This window comes from Kitasatospora sp. NPDC022785, assembly GCF_055561295.1.
On the sequence record NZ_JBVHHB010000002.1, the window covers coordinates 190,055 to 214,863 of the forward strand.

The window sequence follows — 24,809 nt, forward strand, 5'->3', positions numbered from 1 at the left end:
CGCGGGTGCCAGGGGGGTGCCGCGGGTACCTGGAGGGTGCCGGGCGTGCCCTCGGGTGCCGCGGGTGCCGCGTCCGGACCTCCCGGTGTCAGTGGACGGCGATCCGGTCGAGGTTGGGGCCGCCGTCAGCGGTCGTCGAGGTGACCCGGACGGTGTTGGCTCCGGCCTTCAGCGCGACCGGGAGCGAGCTGGTCGCCCAGGTGTCCCAGCCCGCGGTGGGCGGGAACGGGCGCCCGGCGGCGATCCGGGTGCCGTTGACGGTGATGTCCATCGGCCGGTCGGCGGCGGTGCCGTTGGCGTACGTCAGATCGAGGGTGGCCCCGGACGCGGCGGCCGCCTGAACCGTCCACTCGGCGTAACTCCCGGCGGTGTTGCCCAGGTTGACGAACCCGGTGCCGCTGTACCCGGCGTGGTCCGCGTCGACGGTGCCCCGGGAGATCCGCGCCTCCTCGGCCTGGTAGACGCCGGAGCCGCCGGAGACCAGCTGGTAGCCGCGCATCGCGCGGGTGAGCAGGTAGCAGTCCTGGAGCGAGCCCGAGGTGTCGCCGAGCGAGCGGTAGATGCCCCACTTGGGCCGCACCCGGTCCGCGAGGAAGGTGTCGACGCCGTTCCTGGTGACGTCGACCACGGTGGCGCCCGCACTGCGCAGGATCCACCGGACCGACCCCGAACTGCCGTCCCCCACCTTGATCTGGAAGTCGACGTCCACCCAGCGGTCGTGCAGCGGGTCCAGGCTCGTACGGCCCACCAGGACGCCGGTGACGGGGAGTTGGAGTTCGATGGTCTGCGCGCCGCCCACCCGGCGCAGGGACTGCACGACGATCGGCGACGTGCCGTTGCCGGGCTGCTTCATCTGCATGATGTGGGTGAAGGTCGTGGTCGCCTTCAACGACGAGGGGATGTACATCGAGTAGGTGGTCCGCCAGGTCTGGCCGGGCAGCCACTGCAGGTAGGCGCCGCCCGCCGGGCTGCGCATGCCGGTGACCTCGTGGCGCTGCCGGTCGGTGGAGCTGTCCCGGTCCACCGTGTGCATGTTCCAGCGGTAGGTGTCGTTCTCGACCCGGATGTGCGGATGACCGGCCGGGTGGGAGCCGGCACGGTCGTCCTCGATCGTCTCGAAGGCGGCGAGGCCGTCGGTGGCGGCCGACGGCGCCCATCGCTGCTGCCAGCTCGACACGGCCAGGGTGGCCGCCGAAGCGGTGGTGCGCGGCAGTCCGGCGGTGACGGCGGCCGTGAGGGCGGCGCCGAGGACTGTTCTGCGCGAGGGCCTGTTCATGGCGCTACCGTGCCTTCCCCGGGGAGGAGTGAACTGGGTGACGTTCAGAATCCCGGGATGAGGGAGCACGGTCAAGAGATTTGGTTAGGAAACTTTCCCAATCATTCCGGGGCCATCCCCGGCCGCTCGGGGCGGTGCGGCCGACCGGGTCCGACCGGCTCCCCGTTCTTCCACCAGGCGGCGCAGTGGGGGCCGGACTTGATCGTCTCGAAGCTCGCCTTGAAGGCGTCGTAGACGGTCGCATTGTCGATCTTCAGGAGGGTCTCGCCGTTGGCCCGGAGGTTCGGGAACGTGTAGTTGTGGCTTCCCGTGAAGACCAGCTTGCGGTTGGCTCCGCCCAGGTAGGTGCCTTCGATCAGCATGTACTTGGAGTGGATGCCGATGGTGCGCGAGGTACCGGTGCCGTCCACCGCGGTACCGGCGCAGCGGGCTGCATAAGTCAGGTTTCCGGCGATGGACCGCTCGCCTCCCGTTCGTTCGTCGTCGTGGCCGCCGGACGCGGCGTCCTCCGTCCTGGCGCGGCTGCGGCGACCGGCTGCCCTGCGCGGGGCGAAGACTACCTCCCCGACCGACACCGCAAAATCTATGCCCGTCGGAGTAGACATTGCCGCACACCGTGGTTAGTGTTTCTCTCGTAGACGAGGTCAAGCGGTACCCGCCAGACACGAACTGGCGGGCAGCAGGAAAGAAGTTCGCAGGTCGGCACGGTTGCAGGGCCCTGAAGCCAGGGATGGTGCAGTAAGGCGACAGGACCGGTGGCCGGGCCGGGCGGCCCGCAGGTATCAGGGGCCGCCACCGAGCGGTACCGCAGTTCGGTAAGTGCATTACCAGCAGGTGAAGTTGAGTTGCGCAGTACCGGCAGTCGCAGTACGCGGTATCCCAGTGAAGGCGCCCAAGACTGCGGGCGCGCGTGCTGGGAGTCCGGCAGTGGGGTTCCAAGCCGAGCGGTTGAGCAGGACGGGCGACGGGGCTGGCTGCCGGAACCGGCGGACCACCAGGACCGCCACAGCAGCACCGGGTAGTTGGCACTATCACGCAGTTCGCAGTACCAGCAGCACCGCAGTTCCGAGCAGGTCGCAGTACCCGGTAGTGGAAGTACCCGCGGTTCGCAGTAATCGGTCAGTACAGAGGATGAACGGAGGGGACAGAGCGCCATCAGGATCGCCCGGCCCGTGAGGCATCACCCGGGCGGATTCCGAAGACCCCAAGGCAAGGACGGTGGTTTCCGGTCACGCATACGCGATCCCCGCACGCCCCCTCCCCCGGGGCGAGGCGGACATGAGGAAGTCGGCCACAGGCCGACAGATGGTGTAAAACCCTTCGGGGCCCCGGGAGCCGCAACGGCCCCGGGGCCCCTCAGCGCGTCCCCGGACACAACAACAAGAAGAGGTGCAGTGACCACGGCAACCATCCGACCCCACACCCCCGACGCCGTCAGCTCGTTCGACGATGACGACTACCCCGCCTACACCATGGGCCGCGCCGCCGAGATGACCGGCACCACCCCCGGCTTCCTGCGCTCGCTCGGCGAGCAGGGCCTCATCACCCCCCTGCGCTCCGACGGCGGTCACCGCCGCTACTCCCGTTACCAGCTTCGGATCGCGATGCGCGCCCGCGACCTCGTCGACCAGGGCACCGCCATCGACGCCGCCTGCCGCATCATCATCCTCGAAGACCAACTCGAGGAAGCCCTGCGCATCAACGAGCAGCTCCGCCGCTCCCAATACGGCCAGGAACCCTCCGCCGACACCTGACCCAGCCATCCAGGCCGACGAAACCGGCCCGCGGTGAGCAGCAGGTGCTCACCGCAGGCCGCCCGGGACTCTAGCCCCTCGGTTCCGGTTCGCCGGCCGACCCTTCTCCACCGGCCCGGCCGCCCGACACCCTGCCTCACGGCGCGGACCACGCAGACCGCTTCCGCGCAGGGGGATTCCAGGTTCGTGTGAGGCCGCACCGGCCCGGCGCATCCGCTGGTAGGGGCGAAGCGCGCTGCGGGCGGATACCGCGATGGCCGGCCGGCGCGTCGGCGCCACGCGCCGGGCCTAGAAGCTGAGCAGGCCGATGGCGTGGCCGTCGTGGTCCACCACCGGCCACACGGCCAGGCCGCGGGAACGCATGGCGGCGGCCGCAGTGGCGGCGGGCATGTCGGCGGTGGCGAACGGGGCCCGGTCGAGGACGATGTCGCGCACCGGGGTGCGCTCGGTGGACCGGGAGCGGGTCTGGAATGGCGCCAGGTGCAGGCGGGTCAGCAACCCCGCGCAGCGGCCGTCGTCGTCGCGAACCAGGAGGTGGTCGGCACCGGAGCTCTGCAGGATGTCCATCGCCATGTCGACCATGACGTCGTCGCTGATCTGCAGCTCCGGGCAATTCATGAGGTCGCCGACCGTGGCGGTGGTCGCGGGGCGTTCGAGGGTGATGGTCATGGGCAGACTCCTTCGCGTATCCACCGCCGGGACCGGCGGTAGTCAGGGCACTGGCGGTGGAACGGCCGGCTGGTGCGCCGGATCGGGCCGAGACTGCTCTGCGCTTGGTGGGCGGTGGGGCCCGGGACTGCGGCGGCAGTCGGGGCCCCCACGTACGCGCTAGGCGGCGAGGGCGACGCGGCGGGGTGCCCGGCGCCGGCGGCCGGAGGAGCCCTGGTTGTCGCGGCCCGTGGCGGTTGCGCGGGCGTCGGCTCCCGCGTAGGCGGGGCGGCTGCGGCGGCCGCGGCTCGTGGACGCGCTGCGGCGGGGGCGTTCGACGACGGGGGCCGCGATCACGGTGGGGATGCCGGTGGGCACGCGGGCGCCGGTGATGCGGGCCAGTTCCTCGTCGCCGGCGCTGACCCGGGTGGTGACGGGGGTGATGGCGGCCGTGGTCATCATGCGGGCCATCTCGCGGCGCTGGTTGGGCAGCACCAGCGTGACGACGGTGCCGGACTCCCCCGCGCGGGCGGTGCGCCCGCCGCGGTGCAGGTAGTCCTTGTGGTCGCCCGGCGGGTCCAGGTTGACGACCAGGTCGAGCCCGTCGACGTGGATGCCGCGTGCGGCGACGTTGGTCGCGATCAGCGCGGTGACCTGGCCGGTGCGGAACTGCTCCAGGGTGCGGGTGCGCTGCGGCTGGGACTTGCCGCCGTGCAGGGCCGCGGCCTTCACCCCGTTCGCGAGGAGGTCCTCCACCAGGCGGTCCGCGCCGTGCTTGGTGTCGATGAACATGATCACTCCGCCGTCACGGGAGGCGATGTGGGCGATCGTGGCGTTCTTGTCGAAGTTCTGCACGTGCAGCACGTGGTGCTCCATGGTGCTGACCGCACCCGCCGACGGGTCAACCGAGTGCGTGACCGGATCCTTCAGGAAGCGCCGCACCAGGCGGTCGACGTTGCGGTCCAGGGTCGCGGAGAACAGCATCGTCTGGCAGCCCTCGGCGACCTGGGCGAGGAGTTCGGTGACCTGCGGCAGGAAGCCCATGTCGGCCATCTGGTCGGCCTCGTCGAGCACCGTGATGCCGACCCCGTCCAGCTGGCAGTCGCCCCGCTGGATCAGGTCCTTGAGCCGGCCGGGGGTGGCCACCACGACCTCCGCACCCCGGTTCAGCGCCTGCGCCTGGCGGCCGATCGACATTCCGCCCACCACCGTCGCCATCCGCAGCCGAACCGCGTGGGCGAACGGGGTGAGGGCATCGGTGACCTGCTGCGCGAGCTCACGGGTGGGAACCAGCACCAGGGCCAGCGGCCGGCGCGGCTCGGCCTTCTGCCCGGCGGTCCTGGCCAGCACGGCGAGACCGAACGCGATGGTCTTGCCGGAGCCGGTACGGCCACGTCCGAGGACGTCACGGCCGGCCAGCGAGTTCGGCAGCGTGGCGGCCTGGATCGGGAACGGCGTGGTGACGCCCTGGCGGGTCAGCACCGACAGCAGCGCCTTCGGCATGTCCAGCTCGCCGAACGCCTCGACGGCCGGCAGCGCCGCGGTGGTGCTCACCGGCATCGCGAACTCGCCCTGAGCGGACGAGCCCTGACGGGAGCTCCGGCCGCCGGCGGGCCGGTCGCCGTAGAAGGAGCTGCCGCCGGAGCGGGATCCGTAGGAGCGGGCGGAGGCCGAGGAGCGGGAGTTGGTGTTCTGGTACGGGGAGCGACTGGAGCGGTTCATGCGAAACCTTCCTGGGACGGCACGTCGCGAGGCGACTCCGCAGCGCGGGGCGCCGGCAGGAGATCGCCAGGGAACGGGCCGAAAGTATGGGGAGCGGGGCGTGGACGGTGAAACCGTGCGGCACGTCACCTCAGCTCGACGCTCACCGCGGAGGGCGGGAGCGAAGATCCTCGAACCGTGGGATGTCACGGCAGGGCGCCGATCCGGACGCGGCGCTGGGCGTCTCGCGTGGGGATGGCCGCCGGTGGCGGAGCCAGGGGGCCTGAACGGCCGCGGAACGCGTGGTGGAGAAATACCGAGGGGCCCGCACCGGGCATCATGTACGCGGTGCGGGCCCCTCGCTACCAGGCGGGTGCCGTGGCAGAAACTACAGCGGACGAATGTTCTCGGCCTGCGGGCCCTTCTGACCCTGCGTGACGTCGAACTCGACCTTCTGGCCCTCGAGCAGCTCGCGGAAGCCGTTGGCGTTGATGTTCGAGTAGTGGGCGAACACGTCAGGACCGCCACCCTCCTGCTCGATGAAGCCGAAGCCCTTTTCCGCGTTGAACCACTTCACAGTGCCATTAGCCATAAAGAAATCTCCTTCAAGGGGCTGTCCGAAACCCGCACAGCGCGCGTTTCGAGTCGCCGCGATGAGCACCCACCCGGGGAAGAGCCGGGAAACAAAAAGGCGCCTGCGATACATCAGCAGGCGCACACAAAGTTCATGGGAACCACTACTGCAACTAAAACGACTCTAGCAGGCCCCAGCCCGCCACGGGCGGATATTTCACTCCCGGTTCCGCGAGGCCCCTTCCCCGGGGCCGCCGATCGCGAGGCGTCGGGACCATCAACACACATGGAGAGCAGCTTCGTTGAGCATGCATCCCGCCCTGGCGGCGCCGCGGACGCCAGGGAGGGGAGGGCGGCCGACGCGGGCGCGGAGCGCCTGCCCTGACCGCGAAGAGCAAGGCGCCACGCCCGCCGACGCCATCCGGGGGCCCGCTGGACAGCGCACGGGCCTTCCTGTCGAACCCCGAAAATGAATGCGCCGGAAGGACCCGCTCTCGCGATTTCCGGCGCATACTGCAGGGGATGACGAAATCTGCAGCAGTCCGCCGCGTCCTGCCCACCAGCCCCTTCAAGGCCCGGATCGAAGCACCGCGCAAGCACTTCGCCGTCGGCGACCGCGTCACTCACGACCAGTACGGCCTCGGCCGGGCCATCGGCGTGGAAGGCGACAGCGACATCGCGGTACTCGTCGACTTCGGATCGCGGCGGGAACGCATCACCCAGCCCTACGCCACGATGTTCAAACTCTGACCCAGGACTCACGCGTTCTCGGCCGAGCGCGCCGCACCGCGCATGCCGCGGTGACACCGCCGCGCGCCCCTGGATCATCGCGCCGGTCCGCCGTCCAGGAGCGCGCACCCAACCAGGTCGAACAGGCACCCCCGATCCCGTCCCGGGCCGCACCGGCGACAAACTTGAACAGTACGTGACAGGCTCGTCACCGATGGCCGACCGCGGGGTGGGCAGGGCGATAAACTCCGCGCGTGGATGACAGACATCTGTTTGAGTCCGTCTGCGAAGTGCTCTCCCGCCGAGGGTTCGAGCCGGCACCGCCGCAGGCAGCCGGACTCTCCGTCCGACTGCGTCCGAGGACCGGCCTCGTACTGGGATGGCGGCCGGGTGAGGACCTGATCGGACCCACCCTCCACGCCTGCCCGCATCCCGACGACGCCGCCGGGCGCACCGAGTTCCGCGGCATCCGGACCGCGCTCATGCTGGCCCTGTCGGAGGTCCTCGGCGATGCGGGCTTCACCGTCACCGCCCAGGGCGACGACCTGCTCGTCACCGCCGGCCCACACGATCCGGGCACTGCCCCGACCCTCCCGGCCGCTCCCACCTGTCCCGCACCGCGGCGCAGCCGGTCGGCACGTCAGGTCGCCTCCGTGTAGCCCCCGGCCTAGCAGCTGACGACAGGCCCGTTGCCGCTATGGCCGCTGCCCCAGGCGTGTGAGGCCCGGGAAGCGGCGCATAGTCACCGAGGTTTTCATCACGAGCCGATCCTGCCAGGCCAGCATCGGCACGCGTCACTATCGTGCGCGCCCAGCGAACAGCGGAGCCCGGGGCCTCCCTTGGCCGCTGCCCGGGCCAGCCATTCCTGAGCCGCGGCAAGCCCCTGCGAGCCGTAGAAGCAGTTCCATGCGAGGACCATCGCGGTGGCTTCCAGGTCGGTGTCGGCCACCTCATCCATGGCCGGGGCCAGTACGGCCACCGCCTCGTCGGCGCGGCCGAGCTCGCCCAGGGCGGTGCCGAGCAGCAGTGCGGCCCGCGGGTCGAAGCCCTGCCGCAGTGCCGCCTCGGCCAACTGCCTTATCCGGTCAAGATCGTGGGCGTAGTACGCCAGAGCGGCCGCGCGCAGCAGCAGCTCGGCGCCGCGCTCCTCCTGTCCGCCCCCGCGCAGGCCGGGGTGATCGTCCCGCAGGTCCACCAGGCCGGCATCATCATGGACGACGCAGCCGGCTTCCCGCCCGGGCCCACCGTCACTGCTTCGGTCTGTGTCCCGACCGCAGGCGAACGGGGGCGCCACCGCTCGGTGGCGCCCCCGTTCTGCCCGCCGCGCGAAAGCCGGACGCCCGGCGTCGCCCGGCCTATATCCACACGCATGCTCGGGCGCCTCATCGTGGACCTCCTCACCGCGTCGACGAACAGACCGTCATCGGGGCGGGCGGGGGCGGCCGCGCTGACCGTGCCCAGCCTGGCCGGCTCACTGCGAGCTGTCCTCGACGACTCTCTCGGCGGAGTGTCCGGGTCAGCTCCGGTCGGGGAGGCGGGGCGTGGGGCGGCCGTTGACGTTCGGGTCTGCGACCGATGCGCCGGTCGTCGAAGCCGTCGAAGTCGCTGTGGGCGCCGCGGAGTGCTGGAGGGACCGTAGGATGGCCAGCCCCTGGCTGGCGATGCCGGCCGCGATCTGGTTCACCCCGTCGGTGCCGTTCAGGACGGTCAGATCGGCGCCCGCCATGCCCCGGGCCGCCGCGTCGGCGAGTGCGGGGAGGGCCTCCACGATCCTGTTGGCCGCGATCAGCTCCTGGTTGCCGTCCCGCAGTGACGCCGCGCGGGCGGCGTTGGCGTCCGCCTGGGCCTGGGCCAGGGTCCGTTCGGTGTAGGCGCCGGCGTCGGCCTCGAACTTCACCCGGTCGCGGTCCGCCTCGGCCAGCGTCCGCTTCCGGTAGGCCTCGGCGTCGGCGGGGCGCCGCACCTCCGCCTCCAGCCGCTGCGCCGTGAGCGCCGCATTGCGCTGCGCGAGGGCGGTCTGTTCCTCGGTGACCTCCTGGGTGGCCCGTGCCTCGGCGAGCGGCCCGGCCTGGGCGGCGCGCGCCCTGGACTGCTCGGTCTCCGCGAGGAAGCCGGCCCGCTTGATCGCGGTGTCCCGCTCGTACTCGGCCTTGAGCGCGGCGGCCTGCTGCTCCCGTTCGCTCGCCTCCTGGTCGGCCTTGGCCTGGGCGATCCGGGCCTGACTGGCCACCGCCGCCGCGTGCGGCGCGGCGAGGTTGTTGATGTAGCCGGTGGCGTCCTCGATCTCCTGGATCTGCAGGGCGTCCACCACGATGCCGAGCTTCTCCATCTCGCCGTGACTGCCCGCCATGACTTCCTGGGCGACCCGGCTGCGTTCCCTGATGATCTGCTCCACGGTCAGCCCACCGATGATGGAGCGCAGGTGGCCTGCGAATATCCGTCCGACCAGTTCCTGCATCTGGTTCTGCTCGGACAGGAAGCGCCGGGCCGCGTTGGCGATCGACACGGCGTCGTCGCCGACCTTGAAGACACAGACCGCGCGGACGGTGAGCCGGATGCCCTGCTGGGTGACGCAGTCCTCGGCGATCTCCGCCTCCTGCAGGGCCAGGGACAGCATGCGGGCCTTCTGCTTGACGGGAACGACGAAGCTCCCGTGGCCCGTGACGATCCGGAACTGGGTGTCCTGCGACTGCCGCTTGGAACCGGAGATGAGCATGGCCTCGTTGGGCGCGGGCACGTGCCAGAACAACATGACGAACCACCTGACCTGCAACAGCTCGACGAGGGCCGCGGGGCCGCCGGACTCAGGGCGGCAACGGCTCGACGAGCACCGACCGGGCGGAGATCGTGTCGATCACGACCACCCGGGTGTTGACCGCGACCGGCCCTGCGGACCAAGCCGCGAACACCTCCGACCCGCCGCGCAAGCCGACCAGCACCTCGCCCGGCCCGTCCGTCGGGATCGGCACCGTAACCCTCCCGACGGCTCCGACCGGGCTCTGCTGGGAGTCATCGGCCACGTACATGACACCTCGTGCCGTGAGACACGACGGCGCAGTGGGCGGCCGGAACACGAACGGCCACGGGCGGCACCCCTCCTGGAGGCACCGGGCCCCCGGTCGAGTCCTTCGGCAGAATGCCTGCGAGCAGCGCGCGCGGCGCGACCGCCCCGACCCCACCCACGGTACTCCGGCCGCAGGAGGGAGGCGTTTCTCGGGTACCCGTTTCCGGCGGCAGCGCCGAAACCTTCCCGACCGGGTCCGGGACGGCCTCCCGGATCGAAGAACAAGCACCGGGCCAGGCGCCACGACGTCGGCAAGACGGTCAAACGCGCCGAGACGATCAAGGAACATCAAGCCCGGCGAGGATAAACGCCAAGGTAAGAAGCCGTTGTCATACCAATCACAAGGCCTGCCGATCGAACGAGAGTCCAAGCCGCACCGAAGCCAGTGAGGTCGATCCGCAGAAGCTGAACCCTCGTCGTGTTCCGGCGCCGGACTCAGTCCCACCACAGGACGACCCTGCTGGACGGGCTCACCGCGCGCATCGAGTCCGGCGCAAGCGGCTCCGGCGCCTGACGCGGAGCGGGCGCGGTCCGACGGCGCCGGTCCCCCGGAGACCGGCGGTCGCCGTTCGCGCGGGGGCCCGCCCGGAGGCGGGTGGCGCGGCTCCTGCCGCGCCACCCGCTGATCACACCGTGGCCGGGTCCTGCGGGACGGGCTCGGGGCTGATGCGGGACCGGCGGCCGGGGTCTGTCCGGCCGTCTTCGGGCCCGGGTCGCTCTGGGCATCAGCAGGGCACCACCACACTGGTGCTGATCGGGTCGGTGTACCAGCCGTCTGCGGAGACGGAGAAGGTCGCGGTCACGGTCGAGCCGCACGGGACGGTGCCGCCGTAGCCGGCGATCTCCAGCGTGGTGGCCCGGAAGAGCAGGGACTGCTGCACGGTGCCGAGCGATTCGCCGCCCTCGATGTCGGTGGTCAGGACCGCATCGACCAGCTTCGTCCGCAGGGGCGGGCCGCCGGGGCTCGGCGGGCCGGCCAGGCCGATCCGGCCGGTGAACTGGACGCCGTCCTCGGTGACCGTGTAGCAGAGCTTGGTCCAGAGGCCGGACTGCAGGCCGGAGGCGTCGCAGACCTCCGTGGCGGTCTCGGTGGTGGTGGTGGCGGCGGTACCGGCAGCGACGGCCGGGGTCGCGCCGGCGAGAGCGAGTGCCAGGGCACCCGTAGCGGCGGCCGTCGTCAGCATCTTGCGAGTCATGAGGTGCTTCTCCTGTGTGCAGAGCTCCTGGTCCGTCCAGCAGCACTGTTATGTGATATTTCACTATCTCTCTGTAGTCAAGACGTCGCTCATCTGAATGGAGTGAGTCCGGTTGGTGTGGACTTGGTACGTGGAATCCGGATGTTTAATTCGCCCGCGAGTGGTGAAGGACGTCCTGGACCTGCCCGTGGGCGACTGGACCGGCCGTCCCACCTGGTGGGGGAAGGGCGGCCGGGGCGGGCCCGTCGGGGCGGACGGTGATGCTGTAGGCGGTACCGGCCAAGGTGGTGCGGAAGCGGGGGGTGTGGGCGGGGAGGAGGAGTTCGAGGAGCGCGGTCGACTCGCGGAGCGCGAACCGGGTGCCCAAGCAGGCGCGGGCGCCGACGCCGAACGGGTAGTAGGCGGCGAGGTGGGCCGGCCGGGCGCCGGGGATGGTGAACCGGGACGGGTCGAAGTGCTCGGGCTCCGGCCAGAGTTCGGGGTCGCGATGGGTCAGGTAGGGGCAGACCAGCAGGTCGTCGCCGGCCCCGATCCGGTAGCCGGCCAGGGTGTCGTCCTCGGTGGCGTGCCGGGGGAGGATCCAGGCGGACGGGTAGAGCCTGAGGGTTTCGCTCACCAGTGCCTGCACCGCCTCCTGCCGTTCGGGCGAGCCCTCGGGGCCGGCCGCCAGCGCTTCGGCGCGGGCCTGCGGGTGCCAGTGTTCCGGACGGGCTTCGCCGCCCACCAGCGGATTAATACTCCAACGCTGGAAGCCGCTGTCGTGCCGATCTTGTTCGATTGCGGAGGCTCGGTCGAGTGATCTTGTGGCCTGCCGTGCATGAAGACAGGGCCTCCAGTGCAGCACCTGGGTGTTGAAGCCGGAGAAGCACCAGGGAGGCCCTGTTGCCGCTGGTGTACGCCCTCGCACCTGCCGGTCCCAACTCGGCTGCTCGTGGGTGTGATCGCCTCGCTCACCGGTTCGGTAGCGCCGGGGACCGCCCGCATAGGCGGCCGAAGTATCCCTCGGACATGACGGATGCCGAATGGGCAGTGGTCCGCGATGCGTTGTCACTCTCGGAAAGACAACGGCTTCCAAGAGGACTGCGTCGATGAAGACCTGATTCCCCGTCGATGTCCACCGGCTGCCCCGTAGGCCCGAGGCAGATCAGCGACCGCTCGCGCCCAACAGAAGGCCATCGAGGGCTCACCGGCGCCGCGCCACCATCGATCGAGTCGTCGCCCCCTGCGCCACGCGCCTGACAGGTAGTGCGCTGGCGTGCCAACTCCTGGGCGCAAGCGGGAAACCCGGCCAATCGATCCGACCGTAGTTTCGGGGTGTGCCGAAACCGCGAATGCGGTGGGCGCTCTACCGACTGCTCCGAAGGGATCCCTCATGTTCGACATCACCAAGGTTCAGGCTGCCCCGAGCTCGGACCTCCTCACGCCCGACAACGCAGTCATGCTCTTCGTGGACCACCAGCCGCAGATGTTCTTCGGCACCGGCAGCGGTGACCGTGCCGCGATCATCAACAGCACCGTGGGGCTCGCCAAGGCGGCTCGGGCTTTCGAGGTTCCGGCCGTCCTGACCACGGTGGCCGCCGAGTCCTTCTCCGGGCCTCTGCTGCCGCAGCTCGCCGAGGTGTTCCCCGAGCACGAGGTCATCGACCGCACGACCATGAACGCCTGGGAGGACGAGGCCCTCGTGGCGGCGGTCAAGGCCACCGGACGCAAGAAGATCATCCTCGCCGGTCTGTGGACCGAGGTCTGCCTGGTGCTGCCCGCGCTGTCCGCGCTGGAGCAGGGGTATGAGGTGTACGTCGTCTCGGACGCCTCCGGCGGCGTCAGCCCGGCCGCCCACGAGCACGCGCTCCAGCGGATGATCGCCGCCGGCGCGGTGCCGGTGACCTGGGTGCAGGTGCTCCTCGAGCTGCAGCGCGACTGGGCGCGTCAGGAGACCTACGGCGCGGTCATGGAGATCGTCAAGGCCCACGCGGGCGCCTACGGCCTGGGTGTCGTGTACGCCCAGAGCGTCATCGGCGCGCACGCGGCCGGCTGATCTCCGTGGACACCGGCATTCTGATCCTGCGTCTGCTGGTGGGCCTGCTCGTCGCTGGCCACGGCGTGCAGAAGATCAGCACGCACCTGGGCGGCAGGGGGCTTGAGGGCGGCACCGAGGAGTTCCGTGCCGACGGCTTCCGCGGCGGAGCCCTCACCGCCCTGGCGGCGGGCGGTGGCCAGATCGGATCGGGTCTGCTGCTCGCCGCCGGCCTCCTGACCCCGCTCGCCGCGACCGGGGCCGTCGGGGTGATGACGGTCGCCCTCACCGTGAAGTGGCGCCACGGCCTGTGGGTGCAGAACGACGGGTACGAGTACCCGCTCGTCCTCATCGGCACCGCCGTCGCCCTGGCCGCGACCGGACCCGGCGTATGGTCCCTCGACGCGGCCCTCGGCCTCACCCCGTACCCGCTGTGGTGGGCCGGCCTCGCGTTCGTGGCCGGCCTCGGCAGCGGGCTGCTCACCCGGCTCGTACTGCACCGTCAGGCCCCGGCGCCGCCGCAGGCCGCCGCCTCCGGCGGCCGCTGAGCGCGAGCCGCGCAGACCGGGTCCGGCCGCCCTGCGACCCCCGCGCGGGCGGCCGGGCCCTCCCACCTTCCACACCAGGAGTACCGATGGAAACCGCGACTACCGCATCCACCACCGCACCCTCGCGCGGTGGCGGTCAGCCGCTGCTGCACCAGAAGGGTGGCGAGACCCAGGCGTTCGGCACGTTGAAGCAGCTGCCGATCGGCCTCGGCCACGACACCCGTATGTACGCCTGCCAGCGGCTGAACCGCGTACTCGCCGACACGCAGATCCTGTACTCCCTCTACAAGAAGCACCACTGGCTCATGCGCGGGGCGACCTTCTACTCGCTCCACCTGATGCTGGACAAGCACGCGGAGGCCCAACTGGCCATCGTGGACGCGCTGGCCGAGCGGATCCAGAGCCTCGGCGGCGTCGCGGTCGCAGACCCGCGCCACGTCGCGGAACTGACGGCCATTCCCCGGCCGCCGAACGGCGTGGAGAAGGTTCCCGTCATGCTGTCGAGGCTCCTCGACGCGCACGAGCGGATCCTGATCGACGCGCGGGACGCCGCCGCCCGGATCTCGGCGGAGGGCGACGAGGGCAGCACCGACCTGCTCGTCTCCGAGGTCATCCGCACCGGCGAGACGCAGGTGTGGTTCCTGGCCGAGCACCTCGTGGACACCCCTCTGGTGCAGGGCTGATGACGGACACGTACGACGTCGTCGTGGTCGGCGGAGGGCCGGTCGGCGAGGTCCGGCTGCGCCTCCTTGAGACGTACGGCTTCTGAGGCGCGCGGCTTCCGAGGCTCCCTCCACCCGGCCTCCGCAGGCCCTGTTCGCCTGCCCCACCCCCGCATCGAGCACCGAACGAGAGACCCACCATGAGCACAACCTCCCCCTCCGCCACCGGCGGCGCCGACGGCGGACAGGACAGCCGGCCGGACGCTCCCCCGGAACGCCGCTTCGAACCCGACCTCCGGTCGATGACCCGGATCAACCTCCGCCCCATCGCCTCACCCATGCCGCTGGGCTTCTTCACGGTGGCGATCGCATCCGTGATGACGGGGTGCATGCAACTCGGGATCTTCGATACAGAGGCCCGCAGCGCCGTCGCCCTGTGCGTATTGCCGGCCTTCGCGCTGCAGTTCCTGGTGAGCATCCTGGCGTTCGGCGCCCGGGACGTCATCGCGGCGACGCTGATGGGCATCTTCGCCGGCAGTTGGCTGGCCTACGGGCTCGTCATGTTCAGCGGCGCGCCCGACGGTCTGCGCGTGCTGGGCGTCTTCAACCTCGCGCTTCTGTGTTTCGGGGCGCTGATGACCGCCGTGACACGGCCCAAGCGCGCCCTGTGGCTCGTCCTGCTGGTCTCCCTGCCCCGCTGGGCGACCACCGGTCTGTCAGGTCTCACCGGCAGCGAATGGCTCACCCGCACGTCCGGCGCCCTTGGCCTCGTGGTGGCGCTCGTCGCGATGTACACGGCCTTCGCCCTGATGCTGGAGGACATGCGCAGCGAAGAGGTCCTGCCCATCGGCCGCAGTGGTCCGGCCCACGCCGCCGTCGAGGGCGGCCTCACGGTCCAGCTCCGCAATCTGGAACGCCAGGCCGGCGTGCGCCGAACGCTCTGAACATCCGGCGCCCATGAACACCGCGGCCGCACAGTAGCAACGATTGAACAGGAGTTCCCCCATGTCCCGATCCGCCGAACCCACCGTCGTGCTGGTCCACGGCGCTTTCGCCGACGCCTCCAGCTTCGCTCGCGTCATCCCGGCGCTGACCGCCGCAGGCCTGAAGGCAGTGGCTCCCGCGGTGCCCAACCGCAGCCTGGTGGAGGACGCCGCGTACATCGCCTCGGTGATACGTGCTGTCGACGGCCCTGTGATCCTGGTCGGCCACTCCTACGGCGGCGCCGTCATCACCCTCGCCGGCGTGGAGGAGAACGTCCGGGCGCTTGTCTACCTGGCGGGATACGCGTTGGAGGAGGGCGAGAGTCTCGGCGAGTTGCAGGGGCGCTTCCCCGACTCCGGCCTCGCCGAAGCGCTCATCTTCACGCCGTTCCCCGCGGCCGGATCCGCCGAGGCCGGCACCGACGTCTCGGTGGATGTCGAGAGGTTCCCCGCTCTCTTCGCCGCCGACGTCGACCCCGGGCTCGCCGCGGTGCTCGCCGTCTCCCAGCGCCCCCTGGCCGCGCGGGCCTTCTCGGAGGCGGCCCCGGTCGCGGCGTGGAAGAGCAAGCCGTCGTGGGGCCTCGTCGCCACCTCCGACCGGACCATCAACCCCGACGTGGAGCGCTACGGTTACGAACGAGCCGGCATGACCACCGTCGAGGTCGACTCCTCGCACCTGGTGATGCTCGCCCGGCCCGAGGCCGTGGCGGAGCTGATCCAGGACGCGGCCCGGTCCGTCGCCCGCTGACCCGCCCGGGCCGCCGATGCCGGTGCCGAGCCCACCCCCGGTGTGGGCTCGGCACCGGCACACAAGCCTCTGACCTCGAACGATTGGTTGATTATGTTCGAACGCTGATAGCTTCGGTTCGCCCCCGAGAACACTCGGTGGGCGAACGGAGGAAGCACACCCATGAGGTTCGGCGCGAGGCTCGCGCTCGCCGTTATCGCCCTAGTCGTCACGGCCGCCGCATGCGTCGCCCCTCCCAGCGCTTCCTCGTCCGGCGAGGCCGGGGACTGCGGGCCGTACGCGCGGTACGGCAGACACCCCGCGACCCACGTCACCGTCTACGCGCCCAGCCGGGACCGGGAAGCAGACCTGTTCGAAGAGACCTGGGCCGCGTTCGCCGCATGCACGGGGATCGACGTCCAGTACGAGGGAAACGGGGAGTTCGAGGCCCAGATCCAACTCCGGGTCGAGGGCGGCCACGCCCCCGACGTGGCGTTCTTCGCTCAGCCCGGGCTCCTGGAACGTTTCGCGCGCGCGGGGAAGCTCGAACCCGCGAGCGCGGAGCTGGTGTCGCTGGCAGAGCAGGGCTGGTCGGCGGACTGGAACAGCTACGCGACCGTGAACGGCACCCTCTACGGCACTCCGTTGGTCGCGAACGTGAAGTCGTTCGTCTGGTACTCGCCGAAGTTCTTCCGGGAAAGGGGACTCACCGTCCCCCGCACCTGGGCCGAACTGATGGACGTGACGGAGAAGGTCGCCGCATCGGGGGTCAGGCCCTGGTGTGCGGGCCTCGAATCCGGCGAGGCGACCGGCTGGCCCGTGACGGACTGGATCGAGGACGTCCTGCTCCGCCAGCAGGGGCCGGACGTCTACGACCAGTGGGTCTCCCACCGGATTCCGTTCAACGACCCGCGGGTGGTCCGGGCGATGGACACGGTGGGATCCATCCTCAAGAACGACCGCTATGCCAACGGCGGCTACGGACCGGCCCGCTCGATGGCCTCGATCTCCTACCAGGACGGCGGCACGCCGATCCTCTCCGGCGACTGCGCGATGCACCGCCAGGCGTCGTTCTACGCCGAGCACTGGCCGAAGGGCACCCGGATCGGACCGGACGGGGACGTGTTCGCCTTCCTCCTTCCGGGGGTGGACACAACCAGCAAGCCCGTCCTGGGCGGAGGAACGTTCGCCACGGCATTCTCCGACCGCCCCGAGGTGCGAGCCTTCCGGGAATACCTGGCGAGCGCCGACTTCGCCAACGCGCGGATGAAGAAGGGCCCCTTCGTCTCGGCGAACAAGGGAGTGGATCCGGCCGACGCGGCCGGCCCGGTCGACAAGCTGTCGATCCAGCTGCTCCAGGATCCCCGGACACAGTTCAGGTTCGACGGTTCCGACCAGATGCCCGCGGCCGTCGGTGCGGGCACCTTCTGGAAGGGAGCCGTCGACTGGATCAGCGGCAAGGACACCGAATCGGTGGCGGCGGCCATCGAACGGTCCTGGCCGAGCCACTGATGTCGTTCGACGTCGTCGCTCAGCAGCCCAAGCTGGCCCACCTTCTCCAGGGCGTCGTCGTGTTCTCGGCCGTGGTCGGCTTGATCCTCCTGGCGCTGCACCGAGGGCCGGTACGGAGGCGCGGCGCGGCCTTCCTGCTGCTGGCCCCCGCCCTGCTGCTGCTCACCATCGGCCTTCTGCTGCCCGGCCTGCACACCCTGGGCCTGTCGTTCATGGACGACGAAGGGAACACCTGGGTCGGCGTCGACAACTACGTGTGGATGTTCACCGACCCCGAGGCGCTGGTCGCGCTCCGCAACACCCTGGCGTGGGTGGTGCTCGTGCCCCTGCTGGTGACGGGGATCGGTCTCCTCTACGCCGCGGCCGTCGTACGGTCGCGGTTCCGGGCGCTCGCCCTGGCCCCCGTCCTGCTGCCGATGGCGATCTCGTTCGTCGGCGCCGGCCTGGTCTGGAAGTTCGTCTACGCCTACCGGCCGGCCGGGGCGGAGCAGATCGGGCTGCTGAACGGACTCGTCGTGGCGTTCGGCGGCGAGCCGAGACAGTGGCTCGTGGACTCCCCCTGGAACGTCCTGTTCCTCATAGCGGCGATGGTGTGGACCCAGGCAGGCTTCGCGGCCTTCCTGCTGGCAGGCGCGATCACGGCGGTTCCCGGCGAGATCATCGAGGCGGCCCGGCTGGACGGCGCGTCACCGCGGCAGATCTTCCGGCACATCACCGTGCCGTCGATCAGACCCACGCTGCTCGTCGTCGTCCTCACCGAGGTGATCGGCACCTTCAAGGCGTTCGACATCGTCAAAACCATGACCGCCGGGCAGTTCGACACCGGTGTCATCGCCCACGAGATGTACGACCAGTCCTTCCGCTACGGCCGGACCGGCCACGGCGCAGCCCTCGCGGTGCTGCTCTTCCTCCTCGTCACCCCTGTCGTGGCCTACAAGGTCCGTGTGCAGCGGAGCGCGGGGTGAGCGGTGTCCGGGAGCGTCTGTCGTCCCGTGTGTTCTCGCTGGCCGCCGTGGTGACCGCGATCCTGTGGACCGTGCCGACGCTCGGTCTGTTCCTCTCCTCGTTCCGTCCCGAGACCGAGATCAAGACGACTGGCTGGTGGACCGTGTTCGGCTCGCCCCGCGTCACGCTCGCCAACTACCGTGAGGTGCTGTTCGGCACCGGGAACGCGTCGGGCCGGCTCGCCGACCACCTCGTCAACTCGATCGTCATCACCCTGCCCTCGGTGCTGTTTCCGCTCACGCTGGCGTTCCTCGCCGCGTACGCCCTGGCGTGGATCGACTTCAAGGGGCGCGACGTGCTTGTCGTCGGCATTTTCGCGCTCCAGATCGTGCCCCTCCAGATGGTGCTCGTCCCGCTGCTGCGGCTCTTCTCCCGCGGATGGCTGTTCCTGCCCGCCTGGAACGTCACCGGAGCGGCTCGGTTCAGCCAGGCGTGGTTCGCACACACGGTCTTCGCGTTGCCGTTCGCGGTGTTCCTCCTCCACAACTACCTGGCCGGACTGCCCCGTGACCTGATCGAAGCGGCCCGGGTCGACGGCGCGTCACACGCGACGCTGCTGCTCCGGATCGTCCTGCCGCTGGCCCGCCCGGTCCTGGTGACGTTCGCGGTCATCCAGTTCATCTGGGTGTGGAACGACCTGCTCGTGGCGATGACGCTGTCGGGCGGGACCGCCGAGACCGCTCCGGTGACGGTCGGACTGGCGGCCATGGCCGGGACGCGCGGCAACGAGTGGCAGCGGCTCACCGCAGGGGCGTTCGTATCGGCGTTCGTCCCGCTGCTCGTGTTCCTCCTCCTCCGGCGGCACGTCGCCCGAGGTCTGCTCGCGGGGTCCGTCAAGGGATGACACCGCAGGAGATGAGCACGGGCGCCCGGCTGAGCCGGCCGGGTCTGCGCGGCCGGGAAGCCGAGCTGGAACAGCTGCGGGCCATGGTCGAGGCGGTGCGCGACGGCGACGGCAGTGGGATCGCCCTGCTCCTGGGCGAGCCGGGGATCGGGAAGACCGCCCTGCTGGAGGAGACCGTCTCCATCGCACGCGCCAGCGGGTTCGCCGTCAGCCGGGGACGCGCCGAGGAGCTGCACGAGCTGGCACCGCTGGCCTCGCTGGCCTCAGGCCTGCTGCACGGCGACCCGCCGCTGCTGGCCGCGGAGGACTTCGCGCACCTGGCGGGCCACCACGACCAACGCGTCTGGCTGGTCGAACGGCTGGCCCGGCTGCTCGAGGAGCGCTCGAAGGACGCGCCCACAATGATCGCGATCGACGACGTCCAGTGGACCGATCCGCTGAGCCGGTTCGCACTGAACGTCATGCCGGCACGACTGCTGGCCTCCCCGGTTCTCTGGCTGCTCGCGGGGAGGGAGAACCCGGACCTGCGCGGGGGCGCCACCCGGATGGCCACGCTCGCGCTGCGGCCGCTGTCCGGCGCGGCGCTCGCCGAGTTGGCGCGGGACGTACTCGGCGGGACGGTACCGGATCGCGTCACCGGGTTGCTCGACTCGGCCGGCGGTAACCCGTTCCTCGCGACGGAGGTGCTGACCGGCATCGCGGCGTCGGGTGCGGACGGGTTCGAGCCGCCGGAGCGGCTGGTGCTCGGGGTCCGCGGCAAGCTGTCCGCACTCCGACCGGGCACCCTCGAGTTCCTGCGGATCGGCTCGGTCCTGGGCCGCGCCTTCCACCTCGCCGACGCTGCGGCCCTGTGCGGCAGGCCGGCCTCGGGCCTCATCGGTGAACTGCACGAGGCGATCGGTGCCGGGCTCATCGAGGACGACGGCGAACGCCTCGTGTTCCGTCATGATCTGCTCCGGCAGGCGGTCTACGCCGACCTCGCGCCCTCCGCGCGGCGGGCACTGCACCGGGAGGCGGCGAGTCGGCTCGTCGCGACGGGCCGCACCTCGGCCGACGCTGTCCCGCACCTGCTCAAGAGCGCCGAACCGGGTGACCAGGAGGCGATCCGGCTGCTCGGCCGCGCCGCCTCGGACGTACTCACCGTCATGCCCGACCTCGCCGCCGATCTGTCCGTGCGCGCCATGGAACTGGTGCCGCCCCACGATCCCGCGGAGTTCGACGTGGGGGAACGGGCCGTCACCGCCCTCACCCGTGCGGGCCGGTACACCCGGGCACGGGAGACCGGCGACGTCCTCCTGGCCCGGCAGCCCCCGTTGGACGTCTTCGCCCGTCTGCAGTCGGTCCTCGGGGACACGCTGTGGCACCTCGACGACATCCATGAGCTGACCCGCCGCTCGACGGCCGCCCTGGGCGTCGTCACCGACCCGGCGGTCCGCGCCCGGCTGACCGCGCGACTCGCGCTCGCCCAGTCCCGCGGCCGCGACCTCGGCAGCGCTCGCAAGACCGCGGAACGGGCGTTCGCCGAGGCGGAGCGCGCGCAGGACCGGGAGGCCCGCGTCATCGCGCTGTGGGGTCTCGGCGAGATCGCCCTCAACGCGGGCGAGTGTGCGTCCGCCGTCGACCATCACACGGCGCTCAGCGCGTTCGACGCGGCGTTCCTCCCCGAGGAGGTCGTTGCCCGTGTCCACCTGGACGACTTCGACACGGCCCGGCACCTGCTGCGGACGGCGGCCGACGACCCGCTGCGACCAGCGATGCTGATGTGGGCGCAGGGAAATCTCAATCTGGGGCTCGGGCGGCTCGACGACGCGGAGGCCGACCTCGTCACCACCGAGCGGCTGGAAGCGGACATCCACGTGCCCGCGAACCTGGTCAACGTTCGCGTCCACCGGGGCTGGCTGGCGCTGCTGCGTGGCGATCGCGAAGCCGCGGAGGAACACGCCGAGGTCGTCAGGACGGCGGTGGCCGGTCGGCCGAACCCGGGGAACCACGCCGCTCACCAGTACCTGGAGGCCCTCCTCGCCGACGCCGACGGCGACCACGCGGCGGCGGCCGAACGGCTGCGGTCCGCCCAGCGGGATCACCCTTTCGTCCGCTGGAGGCTCCTGCGCACCCGGTTCGTCGAGGCCGTGCAGATCGCCCTGCGTGCCGGAGACCGGGCTCTGGCCGTGGACCTCGCGGCCCAGGCGGCCGACTACGCCTCCCACAACCCCGCCGTGCCGACAGCGCAGGGGACGGCCACCCACACGGCGGCGCTGGTGAACGCCGATCCCGGCCTTCTGGAGCGGTCCGTCCGGATCCTTCTCAACGGGCCCCGGCCGCTGCACCTCGCGGCGGCCTCCGCCGACCTCGGCCGCGCACTGTCGGCCACGGGAGACGCCGCCGCAATACCCGCCCTGACGAAGGCGTACGAGGCGTACGCCTACGCGGGGGCCGGCGCCGAGGCCGACAAGGTCAGGGCGGAACTGGACCGGGCCGTGACGGGCTCCGGTCGACTCCCGGCCCGCCCCCGCCCCGTCCGGGGGTGGGACGCGCTCACCGCCTCGGAACGCAAGGTCGCCCGGCTCATCGCCGCAGGACACACCAACCGGTCGGCCGCTGCCGCCCTGGTCGTGTCTCCGCACACGGTCAACACGCACCTGACGTCCATCTTCCGCAAGCTCTCGGTGAACTCACGGGTCCACCTGACCCGGCTGGTACTGGCGCAGGCCGACATCGAGGCGGCCGGCCCTGCCCCGTCCGCGGACTCTGCGCCGGCGGGCAAGGCTCGGGGCGCCGCACGACAATCGGCGGCGCCTCCCCCGCCATAGCGTGACGGCAGTCCGCGCCGCGACGACGCGCGGACCAGCCGACCCGAAGCGAGGAAGACACAGCCATGCCGTACATCACCGTGGGCCAGGAGAACACCACCGCCGTCGAGCTCTACTACGAGGACCACGGCACCGGCCGGCCGATCGTCCTCATCCACGGCTTCCCCCTCGACGGCCACTCCTGGGAGCGCCAGAGCGCCGCGCTCCTCGACGCCGGCTACCGCGTCATCACCTACGACCGCCGCGGCTTCGGCCGGTCCTCCCAGCCGACGACCGGCTACGACTACGACACCTTCGCGGCCGACCTGAACACCGTGATGGAGACCCTCGACCTGAACGACGCCGTCCTCGTGGGCTTCTCCATGGGCACCGGCGAGGTCGCCCGCTACGTCTCCGCGTACGGCTCCGCCCGCGTCGCCAAGGTCGCCTTCCTCGCCTCGCTGGAGCCGTGCCTGCTCAAGACCGACGACAACCCGGACGGTGTCGCCCCGAAGGAGTTCTTCGACGGGATCGTCGCCACGGTGAAGGCCGACCGTTACGCCTACTACACCGCCTTCTTCAACGACTTCTACAACCTCGACGAGAACCTGGGCACCCGCATCAGCGAGGAGGCCGTCCGCAACAGCTGGAACACCGCGGCCGGCGGCGGCTTCTTCGCAGCCTCGGCGGCGCCGTCGACCTGGTACACCGACTTCCGTGCCGACATCCCGGCCATCGATGTCCCCGCCCTGATCCTGCACGGCACGGCCGACCGCATCCTCCCCGCCGAAGGTACCGCGCGTCCCTTCCACGCGGCCCTCCCGTCCGCCGACTACGTCGAGATCGACGGCGCCCCGCACGGCCTGCTGTGGACCCACGCGGAGGAGGTCAACGCCGCGCTCCTCGCGTTCCTGGCGAAGTGAGGCCGCTCCCGTCGGCTCACACGCAGTGAGCCCCCGCCCGCGGCAGCCGGTCGTCCGGCTGCCGCGGGCGCCGGCGCCGGACGATCAGGAGTCCTCCGGCTTCTCGGCCCGCGATCACCGCATCCAGACAGGTTCAGGAGAGTGGAAGCATCATGCAGTTCGGTATCTTCACCGTCGGGGACGTGACACCCGACCCTACCGATGGCCGTGTCCCGACGGAGCACGAGCGCATCAAGGCGATGGTCGCCATCGCGCTCAAGGCCGAGGAGGTCGGTCTGGACGTCTTCGCGACCGGAGAGCACCACAACCCGCCGTTCGTCCCGTCGTCGCCGACCACCCTGCTCGGACACATCGCCGCCCGCACCGAGAAGCTGGTCCTGTCCACCGCCACGACTCTGATCACCACCAACGACCCGGTGAAGATCGCGGAGGACTACGCGATGCTCCAGCACCTGGCCGACGGCCGGGTCGACCTTATGCTGGGGCGTGGCAACACCGGACCGGTGTATCCCTGGTTCGGGCAGGACATCCGCCAGGGCATCGACCTCGCCAGGGAGAACTACGCGCTGCTGCGCCGGTTGTGGCATGAGGACGTCGTGGACTGGGAGGGCCGGTTCCGCACGCCCCTGCAGGCCTTCACGTCGACACCCCGACCGCTGGACGGGGTAGCGCCGTTCGTCTGGCACGGATCCATCAGGTCGCCGGAGATCGCGGAACAGGCCGCGTTCTACGGTGACGGATTCTTCCACAACAACATCTTCTGGCCGGCCGATCACACCAGGCGCATGGTGCAGCTGTACCGGCGCCGGTACGCCCACCACGGCCACGGTCGCCCGGAGGACGCCATCGTGGGGCTGGGCGGCCAGGTCTTCATGCGCAAGAACTCGCAGGACGCGATAAGGGAGTTCCGTCCGTACTTCGACAACGCGCCGGTCTACGGGCACGGTCCGTCGCTGGAGGAGTTCACCGAGCAGACCCCGCTGACCGTGGGCTCTCCCCAGCAGGTCATCGAACGGACCCTGTCCTTCCGGGAGAGCGTGGGCGACTACCAGCGCCAGCTGTTCCTGATGGATCACGCGGGTCTGCCCCTCAAGACGGTCCTGGAGCAGCTCGACATCCTCGGCGAGGAGGTCGTGCCCGTGCTGCGCCGGGAGTTCGCGAGCGGACGCCCGGACGATGTGCCGGACGCCCCGACGCACGCGGCGCGGGTCACGGCCGCCGCGACCGTGCAGGAGGCGGGCGCCGCGTGAAGCTCGTCGCCGTTTCCGCGGGGTTGAGTACCCCTTCCTCCACCCGCCTGCTCGCGGACCGGCTGGCCGAGTCGGTCCGCGACGAACTCACTGTCCAGGGCCGTGTCGTGTCGGCCGAGGTCGTGGAGCTTCGCGAACTGGCCGGCGATGTCGCCAACCATCTTGTGACCGGCTTTCCGGCACCGCGCCTGGCTGCCGCGATCGACGCGGTGACCGGAGCCGACGGCCTGATTGTCGTCACCCCGGTGTTCACGGCCTCCTACAGCGGCCTGTTCAAGTCCTTCTTCGACGTGATCGCCCCGGACGCACTCGCGGGAAAACCGGTCCTGGTCGCGGCCACGGGGGGTACGGCTCGCCACTCCCTCGTGCTGGAGCACGCCATGCGACCGCTCTTCGCGTATCTGCGTGCCACTGTTGTTCCCACCGCGGTGTTCGCGGCGTCCGCGGACTGGGGATCCGGAGGAGACGAGTACGCCGACGGCCTGCCCGGCCGCATCCGCCGGGCGGGCGGCGAGCTGGCCGCGCTCCTGGCCGACCGCCCGGCCCGGGCCGAACCCGAGGACGACGTCACCGCCCTCGAACGGCAGCTCGCCGACCTGCGCTTCGACTGA

At 70.8% G+C, this 24,809-nt stretch carries 25 protein-coding genes and 1 pseudogene; 15 read left to right on the top strand and 11 right to left on the bottom strand.

Annotated elements, in window-relative coordinates; all coding sequences use genetic code 11:
* Nucleotides 1-88: 88 nt before the first annotated feature.
* The 3 genes and pseudogenes from ACZ3YO_RS04090 to ACZ3YO_RS04100 form a co-directional block, all read right to left on the bottom strand.
* Complete coding sequence (locus ACZ3YO_RS04090; protein WP_465565217.1) at nucleotides 89-499, bottom strand: carbohydrate-binding protein; 411 nt, start codon at nucleotides 497-499, stop codon at nucleotides 89-91.
* A pseudogene (locus tag ACZ3YO_RS04095) lies at nucleotides 479-1,276 on the bottom strand (Tat pathway signal sequence domain protein); the annotation flags it as partial. The gene ACZ3YO_RS04090 and the pseudogene ACZ3YO_RS04095, both read right to left, overlap by 21 nt.
* Before the next feature lie 101 nt (nucleotides 1,277-1,377).
* Complete coding sequence (locus ACZ3YO_RS04100) at nucleotides 1,378-1,881, bottom strand: phospholipase D-like domain-containing protein (protein ID WP_465564549.1); 504 nt, start codon at nucleotides 1,879-1,881, stop codon at nucleotides 1,378-1,380.
* A gap of 867 nt (nucleotides 1,882-2,748) precedes the next feature.
* Here ACZ3YO_RS04100 and ACZ3YO_RS04105 point away from each other — a divergent pair.
* Nucleotides 2,749-3,030 (top strand): helix-turn-helix domain-containing protein, encoded by a 282-nt coding sequence (locus ACZ3YO_RS04105; RefSeq protein ID WP_465565220.1) that lies wholly within the window; start codon nucleotides 2,749-2,751, stop codon nucleotides 3,028-3,030.
* A 288-nt stretch (nucleotides 3,031-3,318) separates the two neighbouring features.
* Here ACZ3YO_RS04105 and ACZ3YO_RS04110 read toward each other — a convergent pair whose 3' ends face one another.
* From ACZ3YO_RS04110 to ACZ3YO_RS04120, 3 genes are all read right to left on the bottom strand, one after another.
* Complete coding sequence (locus tag ACZ3YO_RS04110; RefSeq protein WP_396461015.1) at nucleotides 3,319-3,699, bottom strand: CBS domain-containing protein; 381 nt, start codon at nucleotides 3,697-3,699, stop codon at nucleotides 3,319-3,321.
* A gap of 159 nt (nucleotides 3,700-3,858) precedes the next feature.
* Nucleotides 3,859-5,400, bottom strand: coding sequence for a DEAD/DEAH box helicase (locus ACZ3YO_RS04115; RefSeq protein ID WP_465564552.1), 1,542 nt, complete (start codon nucleotides 5,398-5,400; stop codon nucleotides 3,859-3,861).
* A gap of 367 nt (nucleotides 5,401-5,767) precedes the next feature.
* Complete coding sequence (locus ACZ3YO_RS04120; protein ID WP_030918248.1) at nucleotides 5,768-5,971, bottom strand: cold-shock protein; 204 nt, start codon at nucleotides 5,969-5,971, stop codon at nucleotides 5,768-5,770.
* Between the two features lie 503 nt (nucleotides 5,972-6,474).
* Between ACZ3YO_RS04120 and ACZ3YO_RS04125 the strand changes: the two genes are divergently transcribed.
* Both ACZ3YO_RS04125 and ACZ3YO_RS04130 read left to right on the top strand, forming a co-directional pair.
* The gene (locus ACZ3YO_RS04125; RefSeq protein ID WP_465564554.1) at nucleotides 6,475-6,702 is read left to right on the top strand and encodes a hypothetical protein; all 228 of its coding nucleotides are present in this window, start codon (nucleotides 6,475-6,477) and stop codon (nucleotides 6,700-6,702) included.
* A gap of 233 nt (nucleotides 6,703-6,935) precedes the next feature.
* Entirely contained in the window at nucleotides 6,936-7,340 is a 405-nt protein-coding gene (locus ACZ3YO_RS04130; RefSeq protein ID WP_465564557.1) for a hypothetical protein, read from the top strand.
* Nucleotides 7,341-7,438: 98 nt separating this feature from the next.
* Here the strand turns inward: ACZ3YO_RS04130 and ACZ3YO_RS04135 are convergent, their stop codons facing one another.
* The 5 genes from ACZ3YO_RS04135 to ACZ3YO_RS04155 all read right to left on the bottom strand — a co-directional run bounded on the left by ACZ3YO_RS04135 (nucleotide 7,439) and on the right by ACZ3YO_RS04155 (nucleotide 11,665).
* Complete coding sequence (locus ACZ3YO_RS04135) at nucleotides 7,439-7,876, bottom strand: hypothetical protein (RefSeq protein WP_465564559.1); 438 nt, start codon at nucleotides 7,874-7,876, stop codon at nucleotides 7,439-7,441.
* A gap of 321 nt (nucleotides 7,877-8,197) precedes the next feature.
* Nucleotides 8,198-9,433, bottom strand: coding sequence for an SPFH domain-containing protein (locus ACZ3YO_RS04140; protein ID WP_209415308.1), 1,236 nt, complete (start codon nucleotides 9,431-9,433; stop codon nucleotides 8,198-8,200).
* 52 nt (nucleotides 9,434-9,485) lie between these two features.
* Nucleotides 9,486-9,650 (bottom strand): hypothetical protein, encoded by a 165-nt coding sequence (locus ACZ3YO_RS04145; protein ID WP_396315295.1) that lies wholly within the window; start codon nucleotides 9,648-9,650, stop codon nucleotides 9,486-9,488.
* Between the two features lie 820 nt (nucleotides 9,651-10,470).
* On the bottom strand, nucleotides 10,471-10,941 hold the full coding sequence (locus ACZ3YO_RS04150) for a hypothetical protein (protein ID WP_465564563.1): 471 nt from the start codon (nucleotides 10,939-10,941) through the stop codon (nucleotides 10,471-10,473).
* A 145-nt stretch (nucleotides 10,942-11,086) separates the two neighbouring features.
* Entirely contained in the window at nucleotides 11,087-11,665 is a 579-nt protein-coding gene (locus ACZ3YO_RS04155; RefSeq protein WP_465564565.1) for a cytochrome P450, read from the bottom strand.
* A 648-nt stretch (nucleotides 11,666-12,313) separates the two neighbouring features.
* On the opposite strand from ACZ3YO_RS04155, the gene ACZ3YO_RS04160 reads away from it, so the two are divergent.
* From ACZ3YO_RS04160 to ACZ3YO_RS04215, 12 genes are all read left to right on the top strand, one after another.
* Nucleotides 12,314-12,976, top strand: a complete 663-nt coding sequence (locus ACZ3YO_RS04160) for a hydrolase (RefSeq protein ID WP_465564568.1) — start codon at nucleotides 12,314-12,316, stop codon at nucleotides 12,974-12,976.
* 5 nt (nucleotides 12,977-12,981) lie between these two features.
* Nucleotides 12,982-13,503 carry a DoxX family protein gene (locus tag ACZ3YO_RS04165; RefSeq protein WP_465564571.1) on the top strand — a complete coding sequence of 174 codons (522 nt, stop codon included), beginning with the start codon at nucleotides 12,982-12,984 and terminating at the stop codon, nucleotides 13,501-13,503.
* An 86-nt stretch (nucleotides 13,504-13,589) separates the two neighbouring features.
* Nucleotides 13,590-14,186 carry a Dps family protein gene (locus ACZ3YO_RS04170; RefSeq protein WP_465564573.1) on the top strand — a complete coding sequence of 199 codons (597 nt, stop codon included), beginning with the start codon at nucleotides 13,590-13,592 and terminating at the stop codon, nucleotides 14,184-14,186.
* A gap of 179 nt (nucleotides 14,187-14,365) precedes the next feature.
* Entirely contained in the window at nucleotides 14,366-15,109 is a 744-nt protein-coding gene (locus tag ACZ3YO_RS04175) for an acetate uptake transporter family protein (RefSeq protein WP_465564576.1), read from the top strand.
* Between the two features lie 61 nt (nucleotides 15,110-15,170).
* The gene (locus tag ACZ3YO_RS04180) at nucleotides 15,171-15,896 is read left to right on the top strand and encodes an alpha/beta fold hydrolase (RefSeq protein WP_465564579.1); all 726 of its coding nucleotides are present in this window, start codon (nucleotides 15,171-15,173) and stop codon (nucleotides 15,894-15,896) included.
* A gap of 162 nt (nucleotides 15,897-16,058) precedes the next feature.
* A complete protein-coding gene (locus ACZ3YO_RS04185; protein WP_465564582.1) occupies nucleotides 16,059-17,387 on the top strand; it encodes an ABC transporter substrate-binding protein in 1,329 nt (442 codons plus the stop codon).
* The gene (locus ACZ3YO_RS04190) at nucleotides 17,387-18,352 is read left to right on the top strand and encodes a carbohydrate ABC transporter permease (protein ID WP_465564585.1); all 966 of its coding nucleotides are present in this window, start codon (nucleotides 17,387-17,389) and stop codon (nucleotides 18,350-18,352) included. The genes ACZ3YO_RS04185 and ACZ3YO_RS04190 overlap by 1 nt, the downstream gene beginning before the upstream one ends.
* Entirely contained in the window at nucleotides 18,349-19,236 is an 888-nt protein-coding gene (locus ACZ3YO_RS04195; protein ID WP_465564588.1) for a carbohydrate ABC transporter permease, read from the top strand. Before ACZ3YO_RS04190 ends, ACZ3YO_RS04195 begins: the two co-directional genes overlap by 4 nt.
* An 11-nt stretch (nucleotides 19,237-19,247) precedes the next feature.
* A complete protein-coding gene (locus ACZ3YO_RS04200) occupies nucleotides 19,248-22,046 on the top strand; it encodes a helix-turn-helix transcriptional regulator (protein WP_465564591.1) in 2,799 nt (932 codons plus the stop codon).
* A 65-nt stretch (nucleotides 22,047-22,111) separates the two neighbouring features.
* Nucleotides 22,112-22,948, top strand: coding sequence for an alpha/beta fold hydrolase (locus ACZ3YO_RS04205; protein ID WP_465564593.1), 837 nt, complete (start codon nucleotides 22,112-22,114; stop codon nucleotides 22,946-22,948).
* A 152-nt stretch (nucleotides 22,949-23,100) separates the two neighbouring features.
* The gene (locus ACZ3YO_RS04210; protein WP_465564596.1) at nucleotides 23,101-24,198 is read left to right on the top strand and encodes an LLM class flavin-dependent oxidoreductase; all 1,098 of its coding nucleotides are present in this window, start codon (nucleotides 23,101-23,103) and stop codon (nucleotides 24,196-24,198) included.
* A complete protein-coding gene (locus tag ACZ3YO_RS04215) occupies nucleotides 24,195-24,809 on the top strand; it encodes an FMN reductase (protein WP_465564599.1) in 615 nt (204 codons plus the stop codon). The genes ACZ3YO_RS04210 and ACZ3YO_RS04215 overlap by 4 nt, the downstream gene beginning before the upstream one ends.

Excerpts from the sequence above, each read along its gene's own strand:
- ACZ3YO_RS04090 (WP_465565217.1), bottom strand. The coding sequence starts at position 499 with ATGCGCGGCTACCAGCTGGTCTCCGGCGGCTCCGGCGTCTACCAGGCC.
- ACZ3YO_RS04100 (WP_465564549.1), bottom strand. The coding sequence starts at position 1,881 with ATGTCTACTCCGACGGGCATAGATTTTGCGGTGTCGGTCGGGGAGGTA.
- ACZ3YO_RS04105 (WP_465565220.1), top strand. The coding sequence starts at position 2,749 with ATGGGCCGCGCCGCCGAGATGACCGGCACCACCCCCGGCTTCCTGCGC.
- ACZ3YO_RS04110 (WP_396461015.1), bottom strand. The coding sequence starts at position 3,699 with ATGACCATCACCCTCGAACGCCCCGCGACCACCGCCACGGTCGGCGAC.
- ACZ3YO_RS04115 (WP_465564552.1), bottom strand. The coding sequence starts at position 5,400 with ATGAACCGCTCCAGTCGCTCCCCGTACCAGAACACCAACTCCCGCTCC.
- ACZ3YO_RS04120 (WP_030918248.1), bottom strand. The coding sequence starts at position 5,971 with ATGGCTAATGGCACTGTGAAGTGGTTCAACGCGGAAAAGGGCTTCGGC.
- ACZ3YO_RS04125 (WP_465564554.1), top strand. The coding sequence starts at position 6,475 with ATGACGAAATCTGCAGCAGTCCGCCGCGTCCTGCCCACCAGCCCCTTC.
- ACZ3YO_RS04140 (WP_209415308.1), bottom strand. The coding sequence starts at position 9,433 with ATGTTGTTCTGGCACGTGCCCGCGCCCAACGAGGCCATGCTCATCTCC.
- ACZ3YO_RS04150 (WP_465564563.1), bottom strand. The coding sequence starts at position 10,941 with ATGACTCGCAAGATGCTGACGACGGCCGCCGCTACGGGTGCCCTGGCA.
- ACZ3YO_RS04160 (WP_465564568.1), top strand. The coding sequence starts at position 12,314 with ATGTTCGACATCACCAAGGTTCAGGCTGCCCCGAGCTCGGACCTCCTC.
- ACZ3YO_RS04170 (WP_465564573.1), top strand. The coding sequence starts at position 13,590 with ATGGAAACCGCGACTACCGCATCCACCACCGCACCCTCGCGCGGTGGC.
- ACZ3YO_RS04175 (WP_465564576.1), top strand. The coding sequence starts at position 14,366 with ATGAGCACAACCTCCCCCTCCGCCACCGGCGGCGCCGACGGCGGACAG.
- ACZ3YO_RS04180 (WP_465564579.1), top strand. The coding sequence starts at position 15,171 with ATGTCCCGATCCGCCGAACCCACCGTCGTGCTGGTCCACGGCGCTTTC.
- ACZ3YO_RS04185 (WP_465564582.1), top strand. The coding sequence starts at position 16,059 with ATGAGGTTCGGCGCGAGGCTCGCGCTCGCCGTTATCGCCCTAGTCGTC.
- ACZ3YO_RS04190 (WP_465564585.1), top strand. The coding sequence starts at position 17,387 with ATGTCGTTCGACGTCGTCGCTCAGCAGCCCAAGCTGGCCCACCTTCTC.
- ACZ3YO_RS04200 (WP_465564591.1), top strand. The coding sequence starts at position 19,248 with ATGAGCACGGGCGCCCGGCTGAGCCGGCCGGGTCTGCGCGGCCGGGAA.
- ACZ3YO_RS04205 (WP_465564593.1), top strand. The coding sequence starts at position 22,112 with ATGCCGTACATCACCGTGGGCCAGGAGAACACCACCGCCGTCGAGCTC.
- ACZ3YO_RS04210 (WP_465564596.1), top strand. The coding sequence starts at position 23,101 with ATGCAGTTCGGTATCTTCACCGTCGGGGACGTGACACCCGACCCTACC.